This is a genomic window from Aquimarina sediminis (assembly GCF_002895435.1).
In the GTDB taxonomy this organism is placed as follows: Bacteria; Bacteroidota; Bacteroidia; order Flavobacteriales; family Flavobacteriaceae; genus Aquimarina; species Aquimarina sediminis.
Genome location: NZ_POYJ01000001.1, coordinates 166,041 through 183,348, shown reverse-complemented (window position 1 = coordinate 183,348; position 17,308 = coordinate 166,041). Strand labels below are relative to the sequence as shown.

At 33.0% G+C, this 17,308-nt stretch carries 15 protein-coding genes; 8 read left to right on the top strand and 7 right to left on the bottom strand.

Annotated features, from left to right (window positions below; all coding sequences use genetic code 11):
- The first annotated feature begins 68 nt into the window (after positions 1-68).
- The 4 genes from C1X07_RS00800 to C1X07_RS00785 are packed head-to-tail and all read left to right on the top strand — an operon-like array spanning position 69 to position 2,510.
- Positions 69-581 (top strand): hypothetical protein, encoded by a 513-nt coding sequence (locus C1X07_RS00800; protein WP_103068076.1) that lies wholly within the window; start codon positions 69-71, stop codon positions 579-581.
- 3 nt (positions 582-584) lie between these two features.
- Positions 585-1,481 carry a hypothetical protein gene (locus tag C1X07_RS00795; RefSeq protein ID WP_128755164.1) on the top strand — a complete coding sequence of 299 codons (897 nt, stop codon included), beginning with the start codon at positions 585-587 and terminating at the stop codon, positions 1,479-1,481.
- Positions 1,482-1,528: 47 nt separating this feature from the next.
- The gene (locus C1X07_RS00790) at positions 1,529-1,957 is read left to right on the top strand and encodes a DUF6146 family protein (protein WP_103068074.1); all 429 of its coding nucleotides are present in this window, start codon (positions 1,529-1,531) and stop codon (positions 1,955-1,957) included.
- Positions 1,958-1,988: 31 nt separating this feature from the next.
- Positions 1,989-2,510, top strand: a complete 522-nt coding sequence (locus C1X07_RS00785) for a DUF6787 family protein (protein ID WP_103068073.1) — start codon at positions 1,989-1,991, stop codon at positions 2,508-2,510.
- Here C1X07_RS00785 and C1X07_RS00780 read toward each other — a convergent pair.
- Positions 2,507-2,806, bottom strand: a complete 300-nt coding sequence (locus tag C1X07_RS00780; RefSeq protein WP_103068072.1) for a hypothetical protein — start codon at positions 2,804-2,806, stop codon at positions 2,507-2,509. The two genes, C1X07_RS00785 and C1X07_RS00780, sit on opposite strands and share 4 nt — an antisense overlap.
- A gap of 63 nt (positions 2,807-2,869) precedes the next feature.
- The gene (folE, locus tag C1X07_RS00775; protein WP_103068071.1) at positions 2,870-3,466 is read right to left on the bottom strand and encodes a GTP cyclohydrolase I FolE; all 597 of its coding nucleotides are present in this window, start codon (positions 3,464-3,466) and stop codon (positions 2,870-2,872) included.
- Positions 3,467-3,830: 364 nt separating this feature from the next.
- On the opposite strand from folE, the gene C1X07_RS00770 reads away from it, so the two are divergent.
- The gene (locus C1X07_RS00770) at positions 3,831-6,266 is read left to right on the top strand and encodes a DUF5916 domain-containing protein (RefSeq protein ID WP_103068070.1); all 2,436 of its coding nucleotides are present in this window, start codon (positions 3,831-3,833) and stop codon (positions 6,264-6,266) included.
- A gap of 53 nt (positions 6,267-6,319) precedes the next feature.
- On the top strand, positions 6,320-6,982 hold the full coding sequence (locus C1X07_RS00765) for an ABC transporter ATP-binding protein (protein WP_103068758.1): 663 nt from the start codon (positions 6,320-6,322) through the stop codon (positions 6,980-6,982).
- A 105-nt stretch (positions 6,983-7,087) separates the two neighbouring features.
- Here C1X07_RS00765 and C1X07_RS00760 read toward each other — a convergent pair whose 3' ends face one another.
- Together C1X07_RS00760 and C1X07_RS00755 are read right to left on the bottom strand one after the other, a co-directional pair.
- Positions 7,088-7,924: a M57 family metalloprotease gene (locus C1X07_RS00760; RefSeq protein WP_103068069.1), complete on the bottom strand. Its 837-nt coding sequence runs from the start codon at positions 7,922-7,924 to the stop codon at positions 7,088-7,090.
- Positions 7,925-8,485: 561 nt separating this feature from the next.
- On the bottom strand, positions 8,486-9,544 hold the full coding sequence (locus tag C1X07_RS00755; RefSeq protein WP_103068068.1) for a helix-turn-helix domain-containing protein: 1,059 nt from the start codon (positions 9,542-9,544) through the stop codon (positions 8,486-8,488).
- 235 nt (positions 9,545-9,779) lie between these two features.
- Here C1X07_RS00755 and C1X07_RS00750 point away from each other — a divergent pair, with 235 nt between their 5' ends.
- On the top strand, positions 9,780-10,553 hold the full coding sequence (locus tag C1X07_RS00750) for a TIGR02757 family protein (RefSeq protein WP_103068067.1): 774 nt from the start codon (positions 9,780-9,782) through the stop codon (positions 10,551-10,553).
- Positions 10,554-10,626: 73 nt separating this feature from the next.
- On the opposite strand, the gene C1X07_RS00745 is transcribed toward C1X07_RS00750, so the two are convergent.
- Positions 10,627-12,453, bottom strand: a complete 1,827-nt coding sequence (locus C1X07_RS00745; RefSeq protein WP_103068066.1) for a cytochrome c peroxidase — start codon at positions 12,451-12,453, stop codon at positions 10,627-10,629.
- 82 nt (positions 12,454-12,535) lie between these two features.
- On the bottom strand, positions 12,536-14,092 hold the full coding sequence (locus tag C1X07_RS00740) for a PhoX family protein (protein ID WP_103068065.1): 1,557 nt from the start codon (positions 14,090-14,092) through the stop codon (positions 12,536-12,538).
- Positions 14,093-14,529: 437 nt separating this feature from the next.
- On the opposite strand from C1X07_RS00740, the gene C1X07_RS00735 reads away from it, so the two are divergent.
- On the top strand, positions 14,530-15,738 hold the full coding sequence (locus tag C1X07_RS00735) for a sensor histidine kinase (protein WP_103068064.1): 1,209 nt from the start codon (positions 14,530-14,532) through the stop codon (positions 15,736-15,738).
- Between the two features lie 4 nt (positions 15,739-15,742).
- Here the strand turns inward: C1X07_RS00735 and C1X07_RS00730 are convergent, their stop codons facing one another.
- The gene (locus tag C1X07_RS00730) at positions 15,743-17,302 is read right to left on the bottom strand and encodes an NAD(P)/FAD-dependent oxidoreductase (protein ID WP_103068063.1); all 1,560 of its coding nucleotides are present in this window, start codon (positions 17,300-17,302) and stop codon (positions 15,743-15,745) included.
- Between the last annotated feature and the right edge of the window lie 6 nt (positions 17,303-17,308).

Sequence of the window (17,308 nt, the reverse complement as noted above, 5' to 3'; positions counted from 1 at the left end):
ACTGAATAAAAGCTTATTAAAGTTTTAAAACTTTAATAAGCTTTTGTTTTAAAAACCCCTTCCCTGTTATGAGAAAATTACTAGTTTCGGTACTCATTCTATATACGATTAATAGTGCTTCTCAAATTGATGCAAATGCCTTATTAGTACTCCCTGCAGAAACTACTACCAGTATAAACAGTATTCCTATAGCCACAATACAAGAAGGCGCATTAATATTTGATACCGATAAAAAGAAAGTTTTTGAGTATAATGGTACCGAATGGAAAGAACTACTCACCCCTCCTTCTGTATTTCCTAAGACTGGAAATTATACCCTCATAGAAGCCGACAATGGGAATATTCTAACTTTTAATAGTACAACAGATGTTACTTTGACAGTTCCTTCTGCCCTTCCCATTGGTTTTAATGTTAGTATATATCAGATTGGAAATGGAAAAGTCACCATAACAGGAGCAGGTGGAGTTACTATAAAAAATAGATTACTTAGATTTAGTACAGCTGGATTAGATGCTGGTGCAGGAATCGTTTGTACTAGTACAAACGTATTTCACGTAACAGGAGATTTAAAAAGAAATTAAGCTATGACAAAAGTATTGCTTTGCATATTAATTCTTTTTTCTAGCATTTGTAATAGCCAAATTAGTCAATACAATCATTTCCCTACGATGAGACCATCTCATATTCTGGATGAGAAACTGACAGATATTAGCTTTGCATTTTCATTAAGGGTAGTAGAATCTGATTACAATGGTCCTTTGATACGTTTAAGAAGGGATAGTGATAATGCGCAGCAAGATTTTGGTTGGGCTGATAATGATATAGTGGATATAGACGCTATAAATGCTTGGCGTGGAGCTGCAAATGTGTTTGTTGTTACATGGTATGACCAAAGTGGACTAGGTAGAAATGCCGTTCAAAACACAAATGCCTTTCAGCCTCGTTTTATAACAGACCCTATTAGACCCTATTTTTTTGGTGATGGTACCGACGATAGATTAGATATTAATACTAGTATACAAATATTGACCAATGCTGGTGTAAACGGATCTTTACTAACAGTTATATATTCTACATCCAATAATAATTTTTCTTTTGGAACCAGAAGACCAGGAGCTAGTGCAGACAGATGGTCTGTTCATGTCAATTGGACCAACAATAGAGTATATTTTGATTCTGGTATTTGTTGTAGCAACCCAGTACGGTGGGCTACAAATGTCAATAATCAATGGCAACAATTCTCTTTTATCAGGGCTAATATTGTACAAACGATTAGACGATCTGGAACTGTTTTAAGAACAGGCAACTATACATTAGGGCGTTGTACTGCTACTAATGGAGCCGGGATTTTGTATTCGAATGGGGTAAATTCAAACTTTTCAACCAATAGGTTTACAGAGCTAATTATGTATCGCATGGATATTAACCTCACAGACATTCAGGAAATTGAAGAAAATCAAATTGATTTTTGGAATTTATAATTTCTACAACACTACTCTATTTCTTTTTTGGATATATTTATAGGGTTATGAAATACTTTATCTTTTTTAGTCTACTTTTTTTATTTATTGTAAGTTGCGCTACTACCAAATCAAAAAAATCAGATACGGCTTCTATTAATTCTACTTCGGACACATTGCGAATAGCGAATGATAGTCTCGAGTATGAAATTCTTATTATTGAGCCAGGATTTAATTCATGGCTGGTAACACAAAGACCAAGAGGATATTATGGAGAGACGTATTTAGAAAACAGGAATCGAATATATGTGACAGAATACAACAATCGCGTCTTGCAACCCTTACGGTATGATCCCGCATTATATGTACAACAAATTAATTATGACCCCACTATTCGTTATGGGTACGAAGTGAACTACCTTCTTTATAATTACTTCTTATATTTTGAAAGACAATATCGCCAACGATTTATTGTAACAAGAGGTAATCGATATTGATTTACTTCCATTTTAGTTGTATTTTTACATCATGCAAAAATTCAAGGATCGTTGGGAAATAAAGAGTAATTGGCAATTGATATTCCCTGTATTGGGATTGTTAAGTTTGGCATTTTCTTCTTACTTACTTAGTATATACATATTGGATATAATAAAGATAGATCAAACTGATAGTATGTATCTTGGTATACTATCGACTTTAATCCTTTTCTTCTCTTTCCTATTTCTTTTTATTACGCTAAGGCTTTTCAAAATTCTAAGAACCAAATGGGCTGTTTCCTATAGATGGGAGTTAATCGCAATCTTTATTGCTTTTGCAATAACAGGGTCTACAGCAGCACGAATTTCTGACCCAATACTTTCGTTTATAGGTTTGCAAGAAGAAACTACAAATGGTTGGATCTATTGGTCTGCCAGAATTTTTCTAATATTCCCTGTTTATCAGGTATTGCTTCTTGTTGTAGGCTGGCTTTTTGGGCAGTTTAAGTTTTTCTGGAATTTTGAGAAAAAAATGCTACGTAGAATGGGGTTCGCTCGCTTTATAAAAGATTAAGAAACATCTATGTCGATAACTTCTTTAACTTTTTCCTTTTTAATCACATAAGTATACACCCACATAATTGTAAATGTAGGTATTACATCCAAACCAGGTAATGCTTCTTCTACAAAAGTGAATACTCCTGCTGCTTTTCCTACATTACCTTTATACATTCTTGTCATTAACCAACCTGCTATTGGTGCCCAAATAACATCACCGAACTCCCCTACTCCTGGGATTACATAAGTAACCATCCCTAGTCCATCAAAAAGTAAGCTTAATCCTAGTTTTTTGTATTTTTCTTTTGCCATATATTTATGAATTGTTTATGTTTAATATACAATAAATAAAGCAAAGAGTATTCCAAAAATTTACTACCCTAGATCAGCAGTAATTAATCTCAAAAATTCTGTACGTGTTTCAATTTTTTCAAATTGACCTCTAAAACCCGAAGTAGTAGTAACAGAATTTTGCTTTTGCACACCTCTCATCATCATACACATATGGGAGGCTTCAATAACCACTGCTACTCCCTTAGGTTTTAATGTATTATTAATACATTCCAAAATATCATGTGTAAGTCTTTCCTGAACCTGTAGCCTTCTGGCAAAAACATCAACAATTCTTGGTAATTTACTCAACCCTACAATGTGCCCATTTGGTATATATGCAATATGAGCTTTTCCGAAAAAAGGTAACATATGGTGCTCACACAAAGAGTATAGTTCGATATCTTTAACGATAACCATATCATCATAATCTTCTTTAAACATAGCTCCTTTAAGTATATCTGCAGGATCCTGATGATATCCTTGGGTTAGGAACTGCATTGCCTTAGCAGCTCTTTCTGGAGTTTTTACAATACCTTCTCTTTTAACATCCTCACCTAGGTTTTCTATAATTGATTCAAATTTTTCTTTAACTTCTTCTGTTACATCAATATTGTACTCTTCAAAATTTTTGTATAGCATAGCCACTAATTCTAATTTCTTTTTTTTAAAGGTAATATTTAATTTGATAGAATCATGTTTGCAAAAAACATTTTAACCTATTCTATATAATAATTACAAATTAAATAAAATTTCACCTTAGTTAATTCAAACATTATGTTTCCTTCATTATAACTTCTTTGATAAAAATTTGGAGCCAGATATATTACATATTTCCTATTTTGCAAATCGTATACACTCGTTTCTGTATTCTTAATTTTTTAACAAAAGAGGATAAATATTCAATACTTCGCATCTTTTTAACTTTTCGTTAGTACGACATCTCCTATCACAAGCCTAGTTTTGCACAAAAAGCAAAAAAAGGTAAGATTTTTATTACAGTTTTATGGATATACAACTACGTTCAAACATTAATACATTTATAGTACTCTTTTGTACATTATTCTCTTTTGCTCAAGAAAAGAAAGAAATTATTGCACAACGAATCACTACTCCTCCAAAAATTGATGGTGTATTAAATGATGATATCTGGAAAACTCTTCCTGCACACAGCAATTTTGTAATGTGGAAACCAGGAAATGAAGGTAGTATATCAAACAACATGCAATCAGAGGTAAAAATGGCATATGACAATAAAGCTGTCTATTTTGCTGCATACTTATATGATGACCAACCTGATAAAATATTAAGGCAATTTAGTCAACGTGATGATATTTTTGTACAAGCAGATTTTTTTAGTATTGCGATTAACACTTATAATGACGGGATCAATGAAACACGTTTTTTTATAACTAGTGCTGGTACTATAGGCGATGCTAGAGCTGATCAATTTAGAGAGGACTTTAGCTATAATGTGGTGTTTGATGCCAAAGTTTCTTTTGATAATAAAGGATGGTATGCCGAATTTAAGATACCTTACAATGCCCTTAGATTTCCTGAAGTGGATGTACAGGATTGGAGTATCAATTTTTATAGAAGATTACAACATAAAAATCAAACTCATTCCTGGAATTTTATAGATAATAAAATTGGGCAACCTACACAATACAACGGTTTGGTTAAAGGTGTAAAAAACATTAACCCTCCTGTAAGACTAACTTTTTTCCCTTTTGTACAAGGCTTGGTATCGAGTACAGATGGGGAAACCGAAACTGATTTTAGCGCAGGTATGGATGTAAAATATGGACTGAGTGATAGTTTTACGCTAGATGCTACTCTTATACCGGACTTTGGGCAAGCAGCTTTTGATGAAGTCCGTCTTAATCTAGGACCATTTGAACAAACATTTGGAGAAAACAGGCAGTTTTTTACTGAAGGGACAGAGCTTTTTAATAAAGGAAACATCTTCTTTTCTAGAAGAGTTGGAGGAAAAGCGTCGACATCAATATCTGATGATGATCTTTATGAAAATGAAGTTGCAGAAGATGCTCCCTCTAAAATTAACCTACTTAACGCTCTCAAAGTTTCTGGTAGAACCAAAAACAACCTTGGTATAGGAGTATTTAATGCAATTACCGAAAAAACAAAACTTAGAATTACCGATACCATAACAGGTAATAGCCGTGAAAAAGTTATTGAACCATTAGCAAATTACAATATTATTGTTTTGGATCAGCAATTTAATAAGAACTCATCTCTATCACTAATCAATACAAGTGTCATAAGAAATGGAAGTGAATTTAGAAATGCTAATGTCTCTGGACTGGTATGGAATCTTTCTAACAAGGCTAATTCACACCGCCTCACAGGAAGATCTATAGTTAGTCATATTAATTTGCCTGGTGATAATATCGCTGGTTTTGCTACAGAAATTGATTTTGATAGAATAAAAGGTAAAATAAGATATGGATTCGGTTATGATTTAGCGAATAAAACATATGACATTAATGATTTAGGAGTGAATTTTCGAAATAATTTTAATAATTTTCGAGTTAATGCTTCTTATCAGATTTTTGAACCTAAAGGATGGTTTAATAGGTATCGATTTAACGTTTTTGTGAGACATCAACGCTTATACGACCCAAGTATAAAAACTCAAAATACAATTGGCGGAGACTGGTTCTTTATAACCAAAAAACGATTTGCTTTTGGAGGCAGAGCTGCTTTCAATTCCAAAACCAAAGACTATTTTGAACCTCGTGTCGATGGTCGGTTTGTTACATTTAACTCTAGTTTGGGAGGTAGAATGTTTGTCTCTTCTGATTATAGAAAAAAATTTGCATATGATATCAGCGCCGGAACCAGACAATGGTTTGGTGATCAACAAGAAATATATAGGATAGAAGTCTCACCTAGATATCGTTTTACGGATAAGTTATTACTCATCTGGCGATCAGAATATTTTAATCGCCCGAATAATTTTGGGTATATCGATGATAATGATAATGATGTGTTTTTGGGTCAGCGGGATATTATCTCATTAGAAAACTCCTTAAGCGCCAGTTATAATTTTGACCCCTATAAAGCCGTAAGTTTACGTTTTAGAAATTTCTGGAGTACGGCAGATTACTCTGATAATGTCTTTTATGTTTTAAATGAAGATGGTTCTAGGTCTCAAATAGATTATGATATCTCAGAAGACAACCCTAATACTAATTTTAATATTTGGAATCTCGATTTAAGTTTTAATTGGAGATTCGCTCCTGGTAGTGAAGCTACTCTACTATATCGTAATAAAATCTTTAATGACGATGAACTATCTACTCTAAATTATACGCAAAGTTTAGATAATTTATTTAATCAGCCAATACAGCATACTTTATCGCTTAGAGTAGTATATTTCCTAGATGTGAATAATTTAAAACGTTCTTCTAAAGGATAATCTTGGGGATTCTGATGATATTGATTACTTTCACTCTTTCAAGTAAAAAACAGATGATAAAAGCTAGTAATATTCATAAAAACTATGGAGACCTTCATGTACTTAAAGGAGTGGATCTACATATTAAAAAAGGAGAAGTTATTTCTATTGTTGGAGCTTCTGGCGCAGGAAAAACAACATTATTGCAAATTTTGGGGACTTTGGATCATATTACTGAATCTAAGGAAAGTAGTTTGTTTATTAACGAATCCAACATCAACCAATTATCTCAGAAACAACTTTCAAAATTTAGAAACGAGCAGCTAGGCTTTATCTTTCAGTTTCATCAATTATTACCCGAGTTTACAGCGCTAGAAAATGTATGTATTCCTGCATTTATAAAAAAAACTCCAAAAGCTGAAGTAGAAAAAAGAGCTAAAGAGCTTTTGGATTTTCTTGGACTTGCTCATAGATATGACCACAAACCTAGTGAGCTTTCTGGAGGAGAACAACAACGAGTAGCGGTTGCTAGGGCATTAGTAAACAACCCAAAGGTAATTTTTGCAGATGAACCGTCTGGAAATTTGGATAGTGAAGCTGCAGAAAACTTACATCAGCTGTTTTTTAAACTTAGAGATGAGTTTGGGCAGACTTTTGTAATTGTAACACATAATCAAGAACTAGCCAATATGGCAGATAGAAAATTGGTTATGGTAGATGGTAAAATTGTAGGGTAATAACAATACAACGTTACTTTTTCTTTATTTAAACACAAAAATGGTCACTATTATGTGACCATTTTATAATAAAGCTTCAAAGTTCTTAATTTGTTTTGTTATATCTTAATATAGGTACTGTATCGCTCTAGCATCATTTCTATTGAAAACTCCGTTCTCATTACCAGTAGCACAAGAAATCATTATAGAAGTCCTATCAATACCAGTAGGAGTTCCAGGAATATGAATAGCACCATCAGAACCTTGTCCTTCGTTACTACCATCACAAGATCTTGCAAACCAATCTGTATGACGCAAACCAATACAATGCCCCATCTCATGTGTAATTACATGCGTAGCATAAGTTACACCATTTCTGGCAACGTTAGGTCCAATTCTCGCCCATTTATAAGCTCTACCACCAGAAGGAAATCCTGCTAACCCTCCTGCACCCAAGTCACTTCTTACATACACCACTAAATCGGCAGCCTGATAGTTCGTACCAAAACTTAGTCTCATATTAAGAGAAGTATTTAGGTTGTTAAAATTCGCCACTGCTCTTTGTAAAGCCTGTCTTCCTGTATTAGACAACCCATTACCGCCGCCGCCAGTATAACCAAGTACATTGATAGTACGGTTACGACTAGATATCAGGTTACGGGTTCTATACTGCTTATTTCCATTCTCAAGTGTTTCTAATGCAACTTGATCCGAAAGACCCTGAACAGGTATTCCTAGATCAGTTCCATTTACGAAATAATCTCCAACACTTCCATCAAGATCTTCTATTGTCTCGATAGTAACATTTTTTGTATTAACCCCCATTTTTGTTAATTTAAGAAGCTGTTCTTTTGTAGGAACATTATCCACTTCATTTATTTCTGAAGCGACCTCTTCTTTTTGGCAAGAAGTTATACATCCTGCCACTATAGCGCTAAGCGCTAATAATTTAATAATTTTCATGTTATTTGTAGTTAATTTGTGTAAAATGCATAAAGACCTATAAGTCTTTATAGTTTCAATTTTAAAAGTTAATTATTAAGAACTCTGAAACCTTAATAGTTAAGTTGAGCGTAATTAGGATAGTAAATCGTCTAATGGTTCAAAAGGTATCTTAAACAAAGTAAAAACCGGGTCGAAAATATGCAGACCCCTCTATATCAAAATTTGGTAAGTAATTTTTGATGACAATTCTCGATCAAATAATAGTAAACCCAAATTTCCAAGATACTTAGGCTAAACACCTATATGAATCTCAAAAAAGTTGGTTAAAATTAAATGCCGGTTTATTACTTTGTAAACAACCAAGAACAATTATCTATAGTAATTCTATAGGCTATTTTCTTTATAAGTCAAAAATAGGATCGAATTGATGCTAAAAAAAGTATTCATAATATTGAGTTTGTGTTAGAATAGTTGATGCTAAATTCAACAAAAAAAACACCTATATCAACAATTAAGTGTCCATTAACGTGATTTAGGACATCTTAAATCGTGTTTCAAAACAACATAAATATTTAAAAATCAAATACTTGAATCTTTAACATATGAAGAAGGTGGTACTCCTACGATTTCCTTGAAATTTTTATAGAAAGAGGCTCTAGAATTAAAACCAACCTCATTTGCTATAGCAGAAATACTAAATTTTTTGTGCCTATCCATGGACAAAAGTTTCTTAAATTCTTCGATCCTGTAGTAATTAATATAATTATTAAAGTTCTTATGTTCTATTTTGTTAATTGCTTTAGAAATTAATCTTTCAGGAAGCTTAACCTCTTTAGAAAATGTTTTTAAACTAATAGAAGGGTTTAAATATGCTTTGGTTTCAACCATATAATCATCAATAATTCGTATGATATGCTCTAACTCTGCCTTGGTCTCTTTTTCTTCTATTTTGGGAGAGATTATATTAACAATATTAATCTGAACTAAACTAGCTATGGTAATATAATAAAGGGATAGTAAATAAATCGAATCAAAAGCAATCTGAATAAACTCATCATCTGGAAATACCCTTAACAGTTGAGAAGTAACATTAAAACAAATACATACGACACAAAAAATTGTCAGCCAATTTAATGATTTGAACTTTGTAACCTCATATACATGAGGCAATTGTTGTTTATGTTTACCATTAATTCTGATAATCATTATAGATATTATTACAATATAAATTGAAGATGCTATATAAATAATGGTATTGAGATATATTTCTTGAAAAGTTATATGTATCTCTGGATTATATAGTACTATACCAAAAAGTACAGATAAAAGTAGAAATTCAACAATCGCAGGAATATAGTAATGTAGTTTATTTTTTATTTGAATCCCCGCTGTTTCTACAGCATAAAACAACAAGAAGTTCAGACTTAAAAAATCAAACCGAAAAGGTTGGTAATAAAGAGCTGGATGCTCTACTACTTTAAAAACAAAGTATATCGTCAGCTCTACAAATAAGGTAGCAAAAAACAATCCCAAATAACGATTAACATGTACTTTTTTGGATCGATAAAAAAGTAAAACAACGGTAATAACTAACGTTTGTAAGGCACTTATTAAAATTAGGTAATCTATAATTTCCATTTCAAAAATCTTTTAAATAGCAAAAAATCACTGACTACTATTTTATTTAGATTCATGTAAACAAGAATATTAAGTAAAATCAAAAATATGATTTTTTAATCAGACTAAAGTAACTAAACTATATTACTCTTCGTTTTATTGTATTAAAAATACGTTTTAACCGCATATGATTTTTAAATAATTCTAATCTTTGTATCTTCAATAGACAATGATAAAGATTTTTTAATAGACCGTTGTGAAAAGACTTAGTAAAGCAGAGCTCAAAGATTTCTTAGATGAAAAATCCATTTTTTATGAGCAACCAAAGTTTATCGAAACAGACCCTATACAGATTCCTCACTTATTTACTAAAAAACAGGACATAGAAATTTCTGGTTTTTTAACTGCCACTATTTCGTGGGGGAACAGAAAAAGTATTTTAAAAAATGCGCATAAGTTAATGGAGCTTCTTGGTAATAGCCCTTATGATTTTATTATTAATCATACTGAGAATGATTTCCATCGTTTTGAAGGTTTTGTACACAGAACTTTCAATAGTATAGATCTTTCTTATTTTGTTACCGCTTTAAAGCATATCTATACCAAATATAATGACATGGAGGGTTTCTTTATGCAGTATCAAAATGAAGACAACTTACAGAATGCAATTCACAACTTCAAAAAAGAATTCTTTTGTCTTCCGCATCAATCTAGAACAGAAAAACATATAAGTGACCCTAATAAAAACTCTGCTGCCAAACGCATCAATATGTTTCTTAGATGGATGGTAAGAGATTCGGTAGCAGGTGTCGATTTTGGTATTTGGAAAAATCTCTCTCCTGCTCAACTATCGTGCCCTCTGGATGTGCATTCTGGAAATGTAGCTCGTAAGCTAGGAATACTTAAGCGAAAACAGAACGATGGAAAAGCTTTGTTAGAACTTGATACTCAACTAAGATCTCTAGATAGTAATGATCCCGTTAAATACGATTATGCATTATTTGGATTAGGAGTTTTTGAAAAATTCTAAAAATAGAGCCCTAAATCTTGTATATTTAAAAGTAAAACTAAAATTCAAGGCTCTATTTATAACTATTGGAGATTTAGTTATAGTTTGAGGTTGTCACATTATCATCAGACAACGTTTTTACATATGCCACTATAGCGTTTAATTCTTCTTTTGTTAGGCTTAATTCATCAAAAGGCAATGTCTGATGCTGTAAATCAAATCCTAATCCACCTCCACCTCCTAGATTATAAAACTCCATCACTTCTTCTAGGGTACTATACACTCCATTATGCATGTATGGAGCTGTAAGATCTGCATTTCTAATCGAGGGTGTTTTGAACATTCCTTTATGCAGTTGTTCTTTAAATCTCCAATAAAACCCTAAATCATCATCAATTTTCTTATTTTCTGAAGTCTCGGGAATACCTATAACCTCTTTCTCTGTTTCTGTAAAAAAAGGAGGCACTGTGCCATTAGTAAGTGGTATAAAATGACAAGTAGCACACAGAGCTTTACCCATAAATAGATTAAACCCTAATTTTTCTTCGTTAGTAAATGTATTGAGTTCTCCTCTTATGTTTTTATCAAATTTAGAATCAAAACCATTCAAAGTAGAGATGTAAGAAGATATAGCTTTTATAACTTCAGTATTTCTTGTAGATATCCCTCCATACGCCTCTGTAAACAATCTAATATAAGTTGTATCTCTTAGAATAGTATCAGAAAACTCATGAACAGATGAATCAAACTCTTTATCATTTATAAATACTGATGATATTTGATCTAACAATGTTTGTGATCTGCCATCCCAGAAAAAACTTTGTTGAAATGCCGAATTTATAAGTGTTGGAGTATTTCTTTGAAGAGGTTGCCCCTTATTACTCAGGTTTACAACCATACCATCTGCATATGCCTTTTCTGGTACATGACAAGTGGCGCAAGACATTGTTCCTTTTTTGGAAAGGTTCTCATCAAAAAAAAGTTTTTCTCCTAAGACTATCTGCTTATCTGTCGGATTTCGGTTAACGGTTGGTGTAAAATAATCAAGATTAAAACTGTTTTTTTCAAAAAATGTCGGAGCATCATAGTTAAATGGTTGTATATCCTCTCCATTCCACAATCCGCTTTCTTTTCTTATAGCTACCCAGTTTCTGGTTATTGGATTCATGTAATCTCTTATAAAAGTATACCTATCAAAAGTTTCAAAATTGATATTTCCTTCAATAAATCGTATTGAATTATTGATATTAGTAATAAACTCCTTGTTCAGGTTTGGATTCTTCTTTACTATCAAAAATTGAATGCTGTTTTTATATACGTACCTCAAACTTTCTAAGGAGATAATAGTTTCCTCTATTCCCAAATGACTTACAGGCGTATCAAATCCTGAGATAGCAAGGCTAATTATTCTAAATAATTGTTGGTGAGTTGCTTTGAAAAACCGTTGAGGATTTAATGCTCTTTTTTCGATGTTTTTTTTAAGGTTTACTAATAATCCCTTGGTAATATCAACTTCTCTCACAAAATCTACATTGCTAACGCCTCCTTCATACACACTTTCTTCTATTTTTTGAAACCCCACAGGCTCTAAAATCTTACCATTATCTTCTTTATAAACAGGAAGTGCAGGACCATTTACTCTATGTCCTACTTCTGGATTTAAGTAAGATGCATAAGGTTCTGATCTTTTAAATGATGCTCTAGCTTTTACAAAAAAAGTCTTTGCATTTTTTCCTTGTACTCCTTCATCCCTAAGTTTGTCCAGATATGAGATAGAGTTTACAATATGCTCTAGGTAATACCCTTGTGCTACTTCCCAGTCTGGTGTTGTACTATCCAAATAAACTACATTCTTTTTACAAGATATAAGCACTAAAAATAAACTAATTACACCTATTACTTTGCGAGAAATATTTATCATTTTATACAGTTTTATGCAAATGAAAAAGGACCTCCATTAAGATAATGGAGCCCTTTTTTAAAATTTTAATACTTCAATAGTGTTACCTAGGAAGTCCTTGTAATATTACAATCTGGGATGCCTGGTCATCTTCTTTGGTTGTATTGGTATGACCATCAAGATTCATAAAATCTGGACTTTCCCAATAGTGTGGCTGTACTGCTAAAAGAAATGTTCCAGGAATACCAACTTTATCAGATACATCGATTAGAGAACCAAATTCTCCACTAATCCCTGTACTATTGTTGGGGTCCAAATCTTGGCGAACTACTAATTCTAATACTTTGCTTGGATTGTTACCATTGATATCTGTTTGATAAATATATGCCGAATGACCTCTACTAAATGAGTTAGGGTCTTCTTGAATATATACGAAGTTTTCTGTTACACAGATATTATCAGGACTTTGAAGCATTCCTAAATTACCATCCATATTATTTGTATCGGTATTACCACTTACGATCTGGGTTAACTTACCTGTTAAAGGAGAAGCCTCATCAAGCTCTAATTTATATACTGTACCCCAATCATTATAAGTTCCTCTTCCTGGTCCTCTTCCCGTTACTGCAAAGAATACGTTTCGACCATTTGCATCGTTTCCTTTTTGATAATCCACATCTTCAACTCTCATAAATTGAGAGGCAAAAACATTTGTGCAAGCAGTTTCCATCTCACTTTTGGTTAAATCCTTACCATTTGGGATTTCTACAAACTCTATATCATATGTAACTTGAAAATCAAGTTGACTTTCGTTATACGTAGTATTTGCTACTACGTTTTGTGTTCCTCCCGCTCCATCGGAGAATTGTTTAAAACGTAAAACATAAATTTTTCCATTATCCAAATCATCATCCCCATTTTCTGAGTAATATAAAGTTACTTGTCCTTCTGAACCACTAGAGTCATCATCACCACCAATAATTACCGTTTTCCCTGTATACGTATTCTTTGGTAACGGAACCGCATTTTCCCAAGAAAACTCTCCCAAGGCATCTAATCCAAAATCTGCATCTGGTGTTGGAGTTGTAACCCTTGGGTCAATTCCTTTTACATCATAATTAATGCTCTCTGAAGCTGATAAAAAGATATCCTTGGTACCTCCATGAATTTCTGCTTCCCACATTGTACCTGAGCATTGACGAGCAAAATCTGATACCCCAGAATGTAATAAATAATCTCCTGATGTAGGAATCAAATTTTCATCAAGATGTATTCTTGCAACCGCATAACTGTCTTCGCAATTTACTACATACATATACCCTCCATTTTCATTTTTTAAAAATCCAGCGCCGTCTGCAGATCCAGCTAACTGAAAACTACCTCCTATTACATCTGGAGTAGTTATTAAAGAATAGGCCTGCACATAATTAAACTGTGGAGCTATAGCAACCAATGGATCATAAGATGATTTATTCGAAAAGATTGTTGGAGAAGGAACAAAATCTTCTCCATCTTCTCCATCAGCACCATCCTGACCATCAACTCCATCAACTCCATTAATTCCATTAAGACCATCTTCTCCATCTTCACAACTCATAAAAGATATAAAAGCGATAGATATCATAAATATTTGTAAGGTAACATTGCGTAAACTTTTCATTTTTTCTCTAATTTAATTTGTTATTGTTTTCCCGTAAAAGTATTCGCAGCAGATAGAAGAATGGTTAATTAATGGTAGTGATTAGGTAAACATAATTTTAAGTTTATGTTACCCCGGTTACCTAACTATTACTATTTAGAATTAATCCTATTAGCAAAATAGTGTCATTAATTTTATAAAATGTTACCTCAAATATGATTGACAATATATTACTATAAGGTAGTAACTACCTTATATTCCCAGTTTCACCCAAAGGTATATCTGACAAGTTTACTCAAATGTGTATTGCCCTTGTTTATTGATTAAGTTATAAATTTTAATACGCTATGGTTATCACGTAAAATCGGGATATAATGGCAATTAATTCGTTATATATGACTTATTTTTGTTAATTTTATTAAGAATTGCATTTAGTCAAATCAATTCCTCAATATTGGATGATATCAACTACTACACCCATAAATGAAAACTTTAGGCTCGAAGCTTTAAAATCATTAGATATTCTAGATACAGAATCTGAGAAAGAATTTGATGAAATTACGGCTTTGGCAAATTTTATATGTGATACTGAAGTAGCACTAATTTCACTTGTGGATGTGGATAGACAATGGTTCAAATCAAAAAACGGAACTACCCTTTGTGAGACTCCACGTAATAACTCTCTTTGCTCTCATGCAATTCTTACTCCTCATAAACCGCTAATCATTAAAAATACCCGAGAACATAGTCTTTTTAATAAAAGTCATATTTGTTTAGAAGACAGAATGGTTATTTTCTATGCTGGAATTCCGCTTGTCGATAAAGATGGTTTTGCATTAGGTACTCTATGCGTTATGGATAGTAAACCTAGAGAACTTTCTGAAAAGCAGATTGAATCTCTTAATGCCTTGGCTAAACAAGTAATTATTCTCTTTGAGCTTAATAAAAAAAATAATGACCTAGAAGAGGTTCAGCAAAAACTTAAAAAAAAGAATGAATCTTTAAAAGAGTTTGCCAGAGTAATCTCTCATGACCTTAAAATGCCTTTGGCGAATATCGTTACTTCTACAGATTTATTAAAACTAAAATTGAGCGATAAATTAGATCAAGAAAGCTTAGAATATTTTGAATACATAAAAACTTCCTCCTTCTCTATGAGCAACTATATCAACGATGTACTTGATCATTATGAAAGTGATAGTTTAATAAACAACAAACCTGAAGAGTTTTATCTAAATCACTTGTTAAAAGAAATTGTTGACCTACTAAGTATAAAACCAGATTTTACTATCCATTTTCCTGAGAAGGATCCTCTTCTAAAATCAAATAAACTAGCACTAAAACAAGTTTTCTTCAATCTTATAGGAAATAGTATTAAATATAATAATAAAGATCAAATTATCATATCCATTGAAACAAGTGAGGATGACAAATTCTATTATTTTAGAATAACTGATAATGGAATGGGTATTCCACACAATAAACTAGATACAATTTTTGATCTCTTTACTACGGCAAATACCACAGATAGAAGCGGTAACAAAGGCAATGGGATCGGTTTGTCTACTGTAAAAAACCTTATTGAAAAACTAGGAGGATCTATTAAAGTGATCTCTGAAGAAGATATCTATACTACCTTTGAGTTTTCTCTAAAAAAATGCAGCTAACTACTTAGGGTTTCAATGCCTCTATACACGCTTGAGCGCATTTCTCTCCATCAATAGCGGCAGAAATTATTCCCCCAGCATAACCTGCGCCTTCACCACATGGATATAGTCCTTTAATTTGTATATGTTCTAGTGTTTTCCAATCTCTGGGTATACGAACAGGTGATGACGTTCGAGATTCTGGAGCATGTACTACAGCTTCATTGGTAAGATAGCCTTTCATACTTTTGTCAAAAGCACCAAAACCCTTTTGTAAGACCTGGTGGATAAACCCAGGAAACACAGTACTCATATCGGCGGATGTTAAACCAGGTTTATAAGATGTAACAGGCATATTTACAGACATCTTACCATTAGTCATATCAACTAATCGTTGAGCAGGAACTCTTTGGGTTTCTCCTCCTACACGCCAAGCTTGTTGTTCTATATTTTTCTGAAAATACATTCCTGCCAATGGGCCATATTTTGCAAAAGGTTCAAAATCTTCTTTTCTTAATTCAATAACAATTCCACTATTAGCCGTGGGTTGATCTCTTTTGGATGGAGACCACCCATTTGTAACAACTTCTCCAGGACTGGTAGCACATGGCGCAATGACCCCTCCGGGACACATACAAAAAGAATACATCCCCCTACCTGCTACTTGTTTAACTATACTATAAGGCGAAGGAGGTAGATATGGACCACGAACATTACATTTATATTGGATTTGGTCGATAAGTTGTTGCGGATGCTCTACCCTAACTCCTAAAGCAAAAGGTTTTGCTTCAATCTCAATTTTTTTACGATACAAAAGCTCAAAAATATCCCTAGCAGAATGTCCCGTTGCCAAAATTACTTTTTGTGTAGCAATAGTACTTTTATCAAACAACGTTACACCATTAATTTGCGAGTTCTTAATTTCAAAATCAATTACGCGAGTTTCAAAATGTATTTCTCCCCCCAATTCTATTATTTTTTCGCGTATTGCGGCTATAATATTTGGCAATTTGTTTGTACCAATATGAGGGTGAGCCTCGACCAAAATTTGATCCGTTGCTCCAAAACCAACCAAAAGTTCTAAAATACGATTAACATCACCTCTTTTCTTAGATCGAGTATACAGCTTACCATCGCTATAGGTGCCTGCTCCTCCCTCTCCAAAACAATAGTTGGAATCTTCATCTACAATATGGTCTCGATTAATTGCTTTAAGATCTCTCCTACGCGATTGTACGTCTTTTCCCCGCTCAAGAACAACGGGTTTATACCCTAACTCTACACAGCGAAGAGCTGCAAACAAACCTGCCGGTCCTGCTCCTATTATAACTATTTCTTGCGCGTTAGAAACATCGGGATAATGAGGTAGTTTTATAGGGTTATTTACAAAATCCTCCTCTACATACACTTTCAGTTTCAGGTTTACCTTAATTGCTTTTTGTCTTGCATCTATAGAACGTTTCAGGATTTCAATATGTCTGATTTCTGTCTTCGGGATGCCGTTTTTATGAGCTACACTATCTTTTAATCGATCGGGATAAGCAGCTACTTCAGGCGAAACTTGTATAGTAAACTCGTGTTGCAATGCTGA

Bases quoted from the DNA above. Each gene is read 5' to 3' on its own strand.
- C1X07_RS00800 (WP_103068076.1), top strand. From the start codon at position 69: ATGAGAAAATTACTAGTTTCGGTACTCATTCTATATACGATTAATAGT.
- C1X07_RS00795 (WP_128755164.1), top strand. From the start codon at position 585: ATGACAAAAGTATTGCTTTGCATATTAATTCTTTTTTCTAGCATTTGT.
- C1X07_RS00790 (WP_103068074.1), top strand. From the start codon at position 1,529: ATGAAATACTTTATCTTTTTTAGTCTACTTTTTTTATTTATTGTAAGT.
- C1X07_RS00785 (WP_103068073.1), top strand. From the start codon at position 1,989: ATGCAAAAATTCAAGGATCGTTGGGAAATAAAGAGTAATTGGCAATTG.
- C1X07_RS00780 (WP_103068072.1), bottom strand. From the start codon at position 2,806: ATGGCAAAAGAAAAATACAAAAAACTAGGATTAAGCTTACTTTTTGAT.
- folE (WP_103068071.1), bottom strand. From the start codon at position 3,466: ATGCTATACAAAAATTTTGAAGAGTACAATATTGATGTAACAGAAGAA.
- C1X07_RS00770 (WP_103068070.1), top strand. From the start codon at position 3,831: ATGGATATACAACTACGTTCAAACATTAATACATTTATAGTACTCTTT.
- C1X07_RS00765 (WP_103068758.1), top strand. From the start codon at position 6,320: ATGATAAAAGCTAGTAATATTCATAAAAACTATGGAGACCTTCATGTA.
- C1X07_RS00760 (WP_103068069.1), bottom strand. From the start codon at position 7,924: ATGAAAATTATTAAATTATTAGCGCTTAGCGCTATAGTGGCAGGATGT.
- C1X07_RS00755 (WP_103068068.1), bottom strand. From the start codon at position 9,544: ATGGAAATTATAGATTACCTAATTTTAATAAGTGCCTTACAAACGTTA.
- C1X07_RS00745 (WP_103068066.1), bottom strand. From the start codon at position 12,453: ATGATAAATATTTCTCGCAAAGTAATAGGTGTAATTAGTTTATTTTTA.
- C1X07_RS00740 (WP_103068065.1), bottom strand. From the start codon at position 14,092: ATGAAAAGTTTACGCAATGTTACCTTACAAATATTTATGATATCTATC.
- C1X07_RS00735 (WP_103068064.1), top strand. From the start codon at position 14,530: ATGATATCAACTACTACACCCATAAATGAAAACTTTAGGCTCGAAGCT.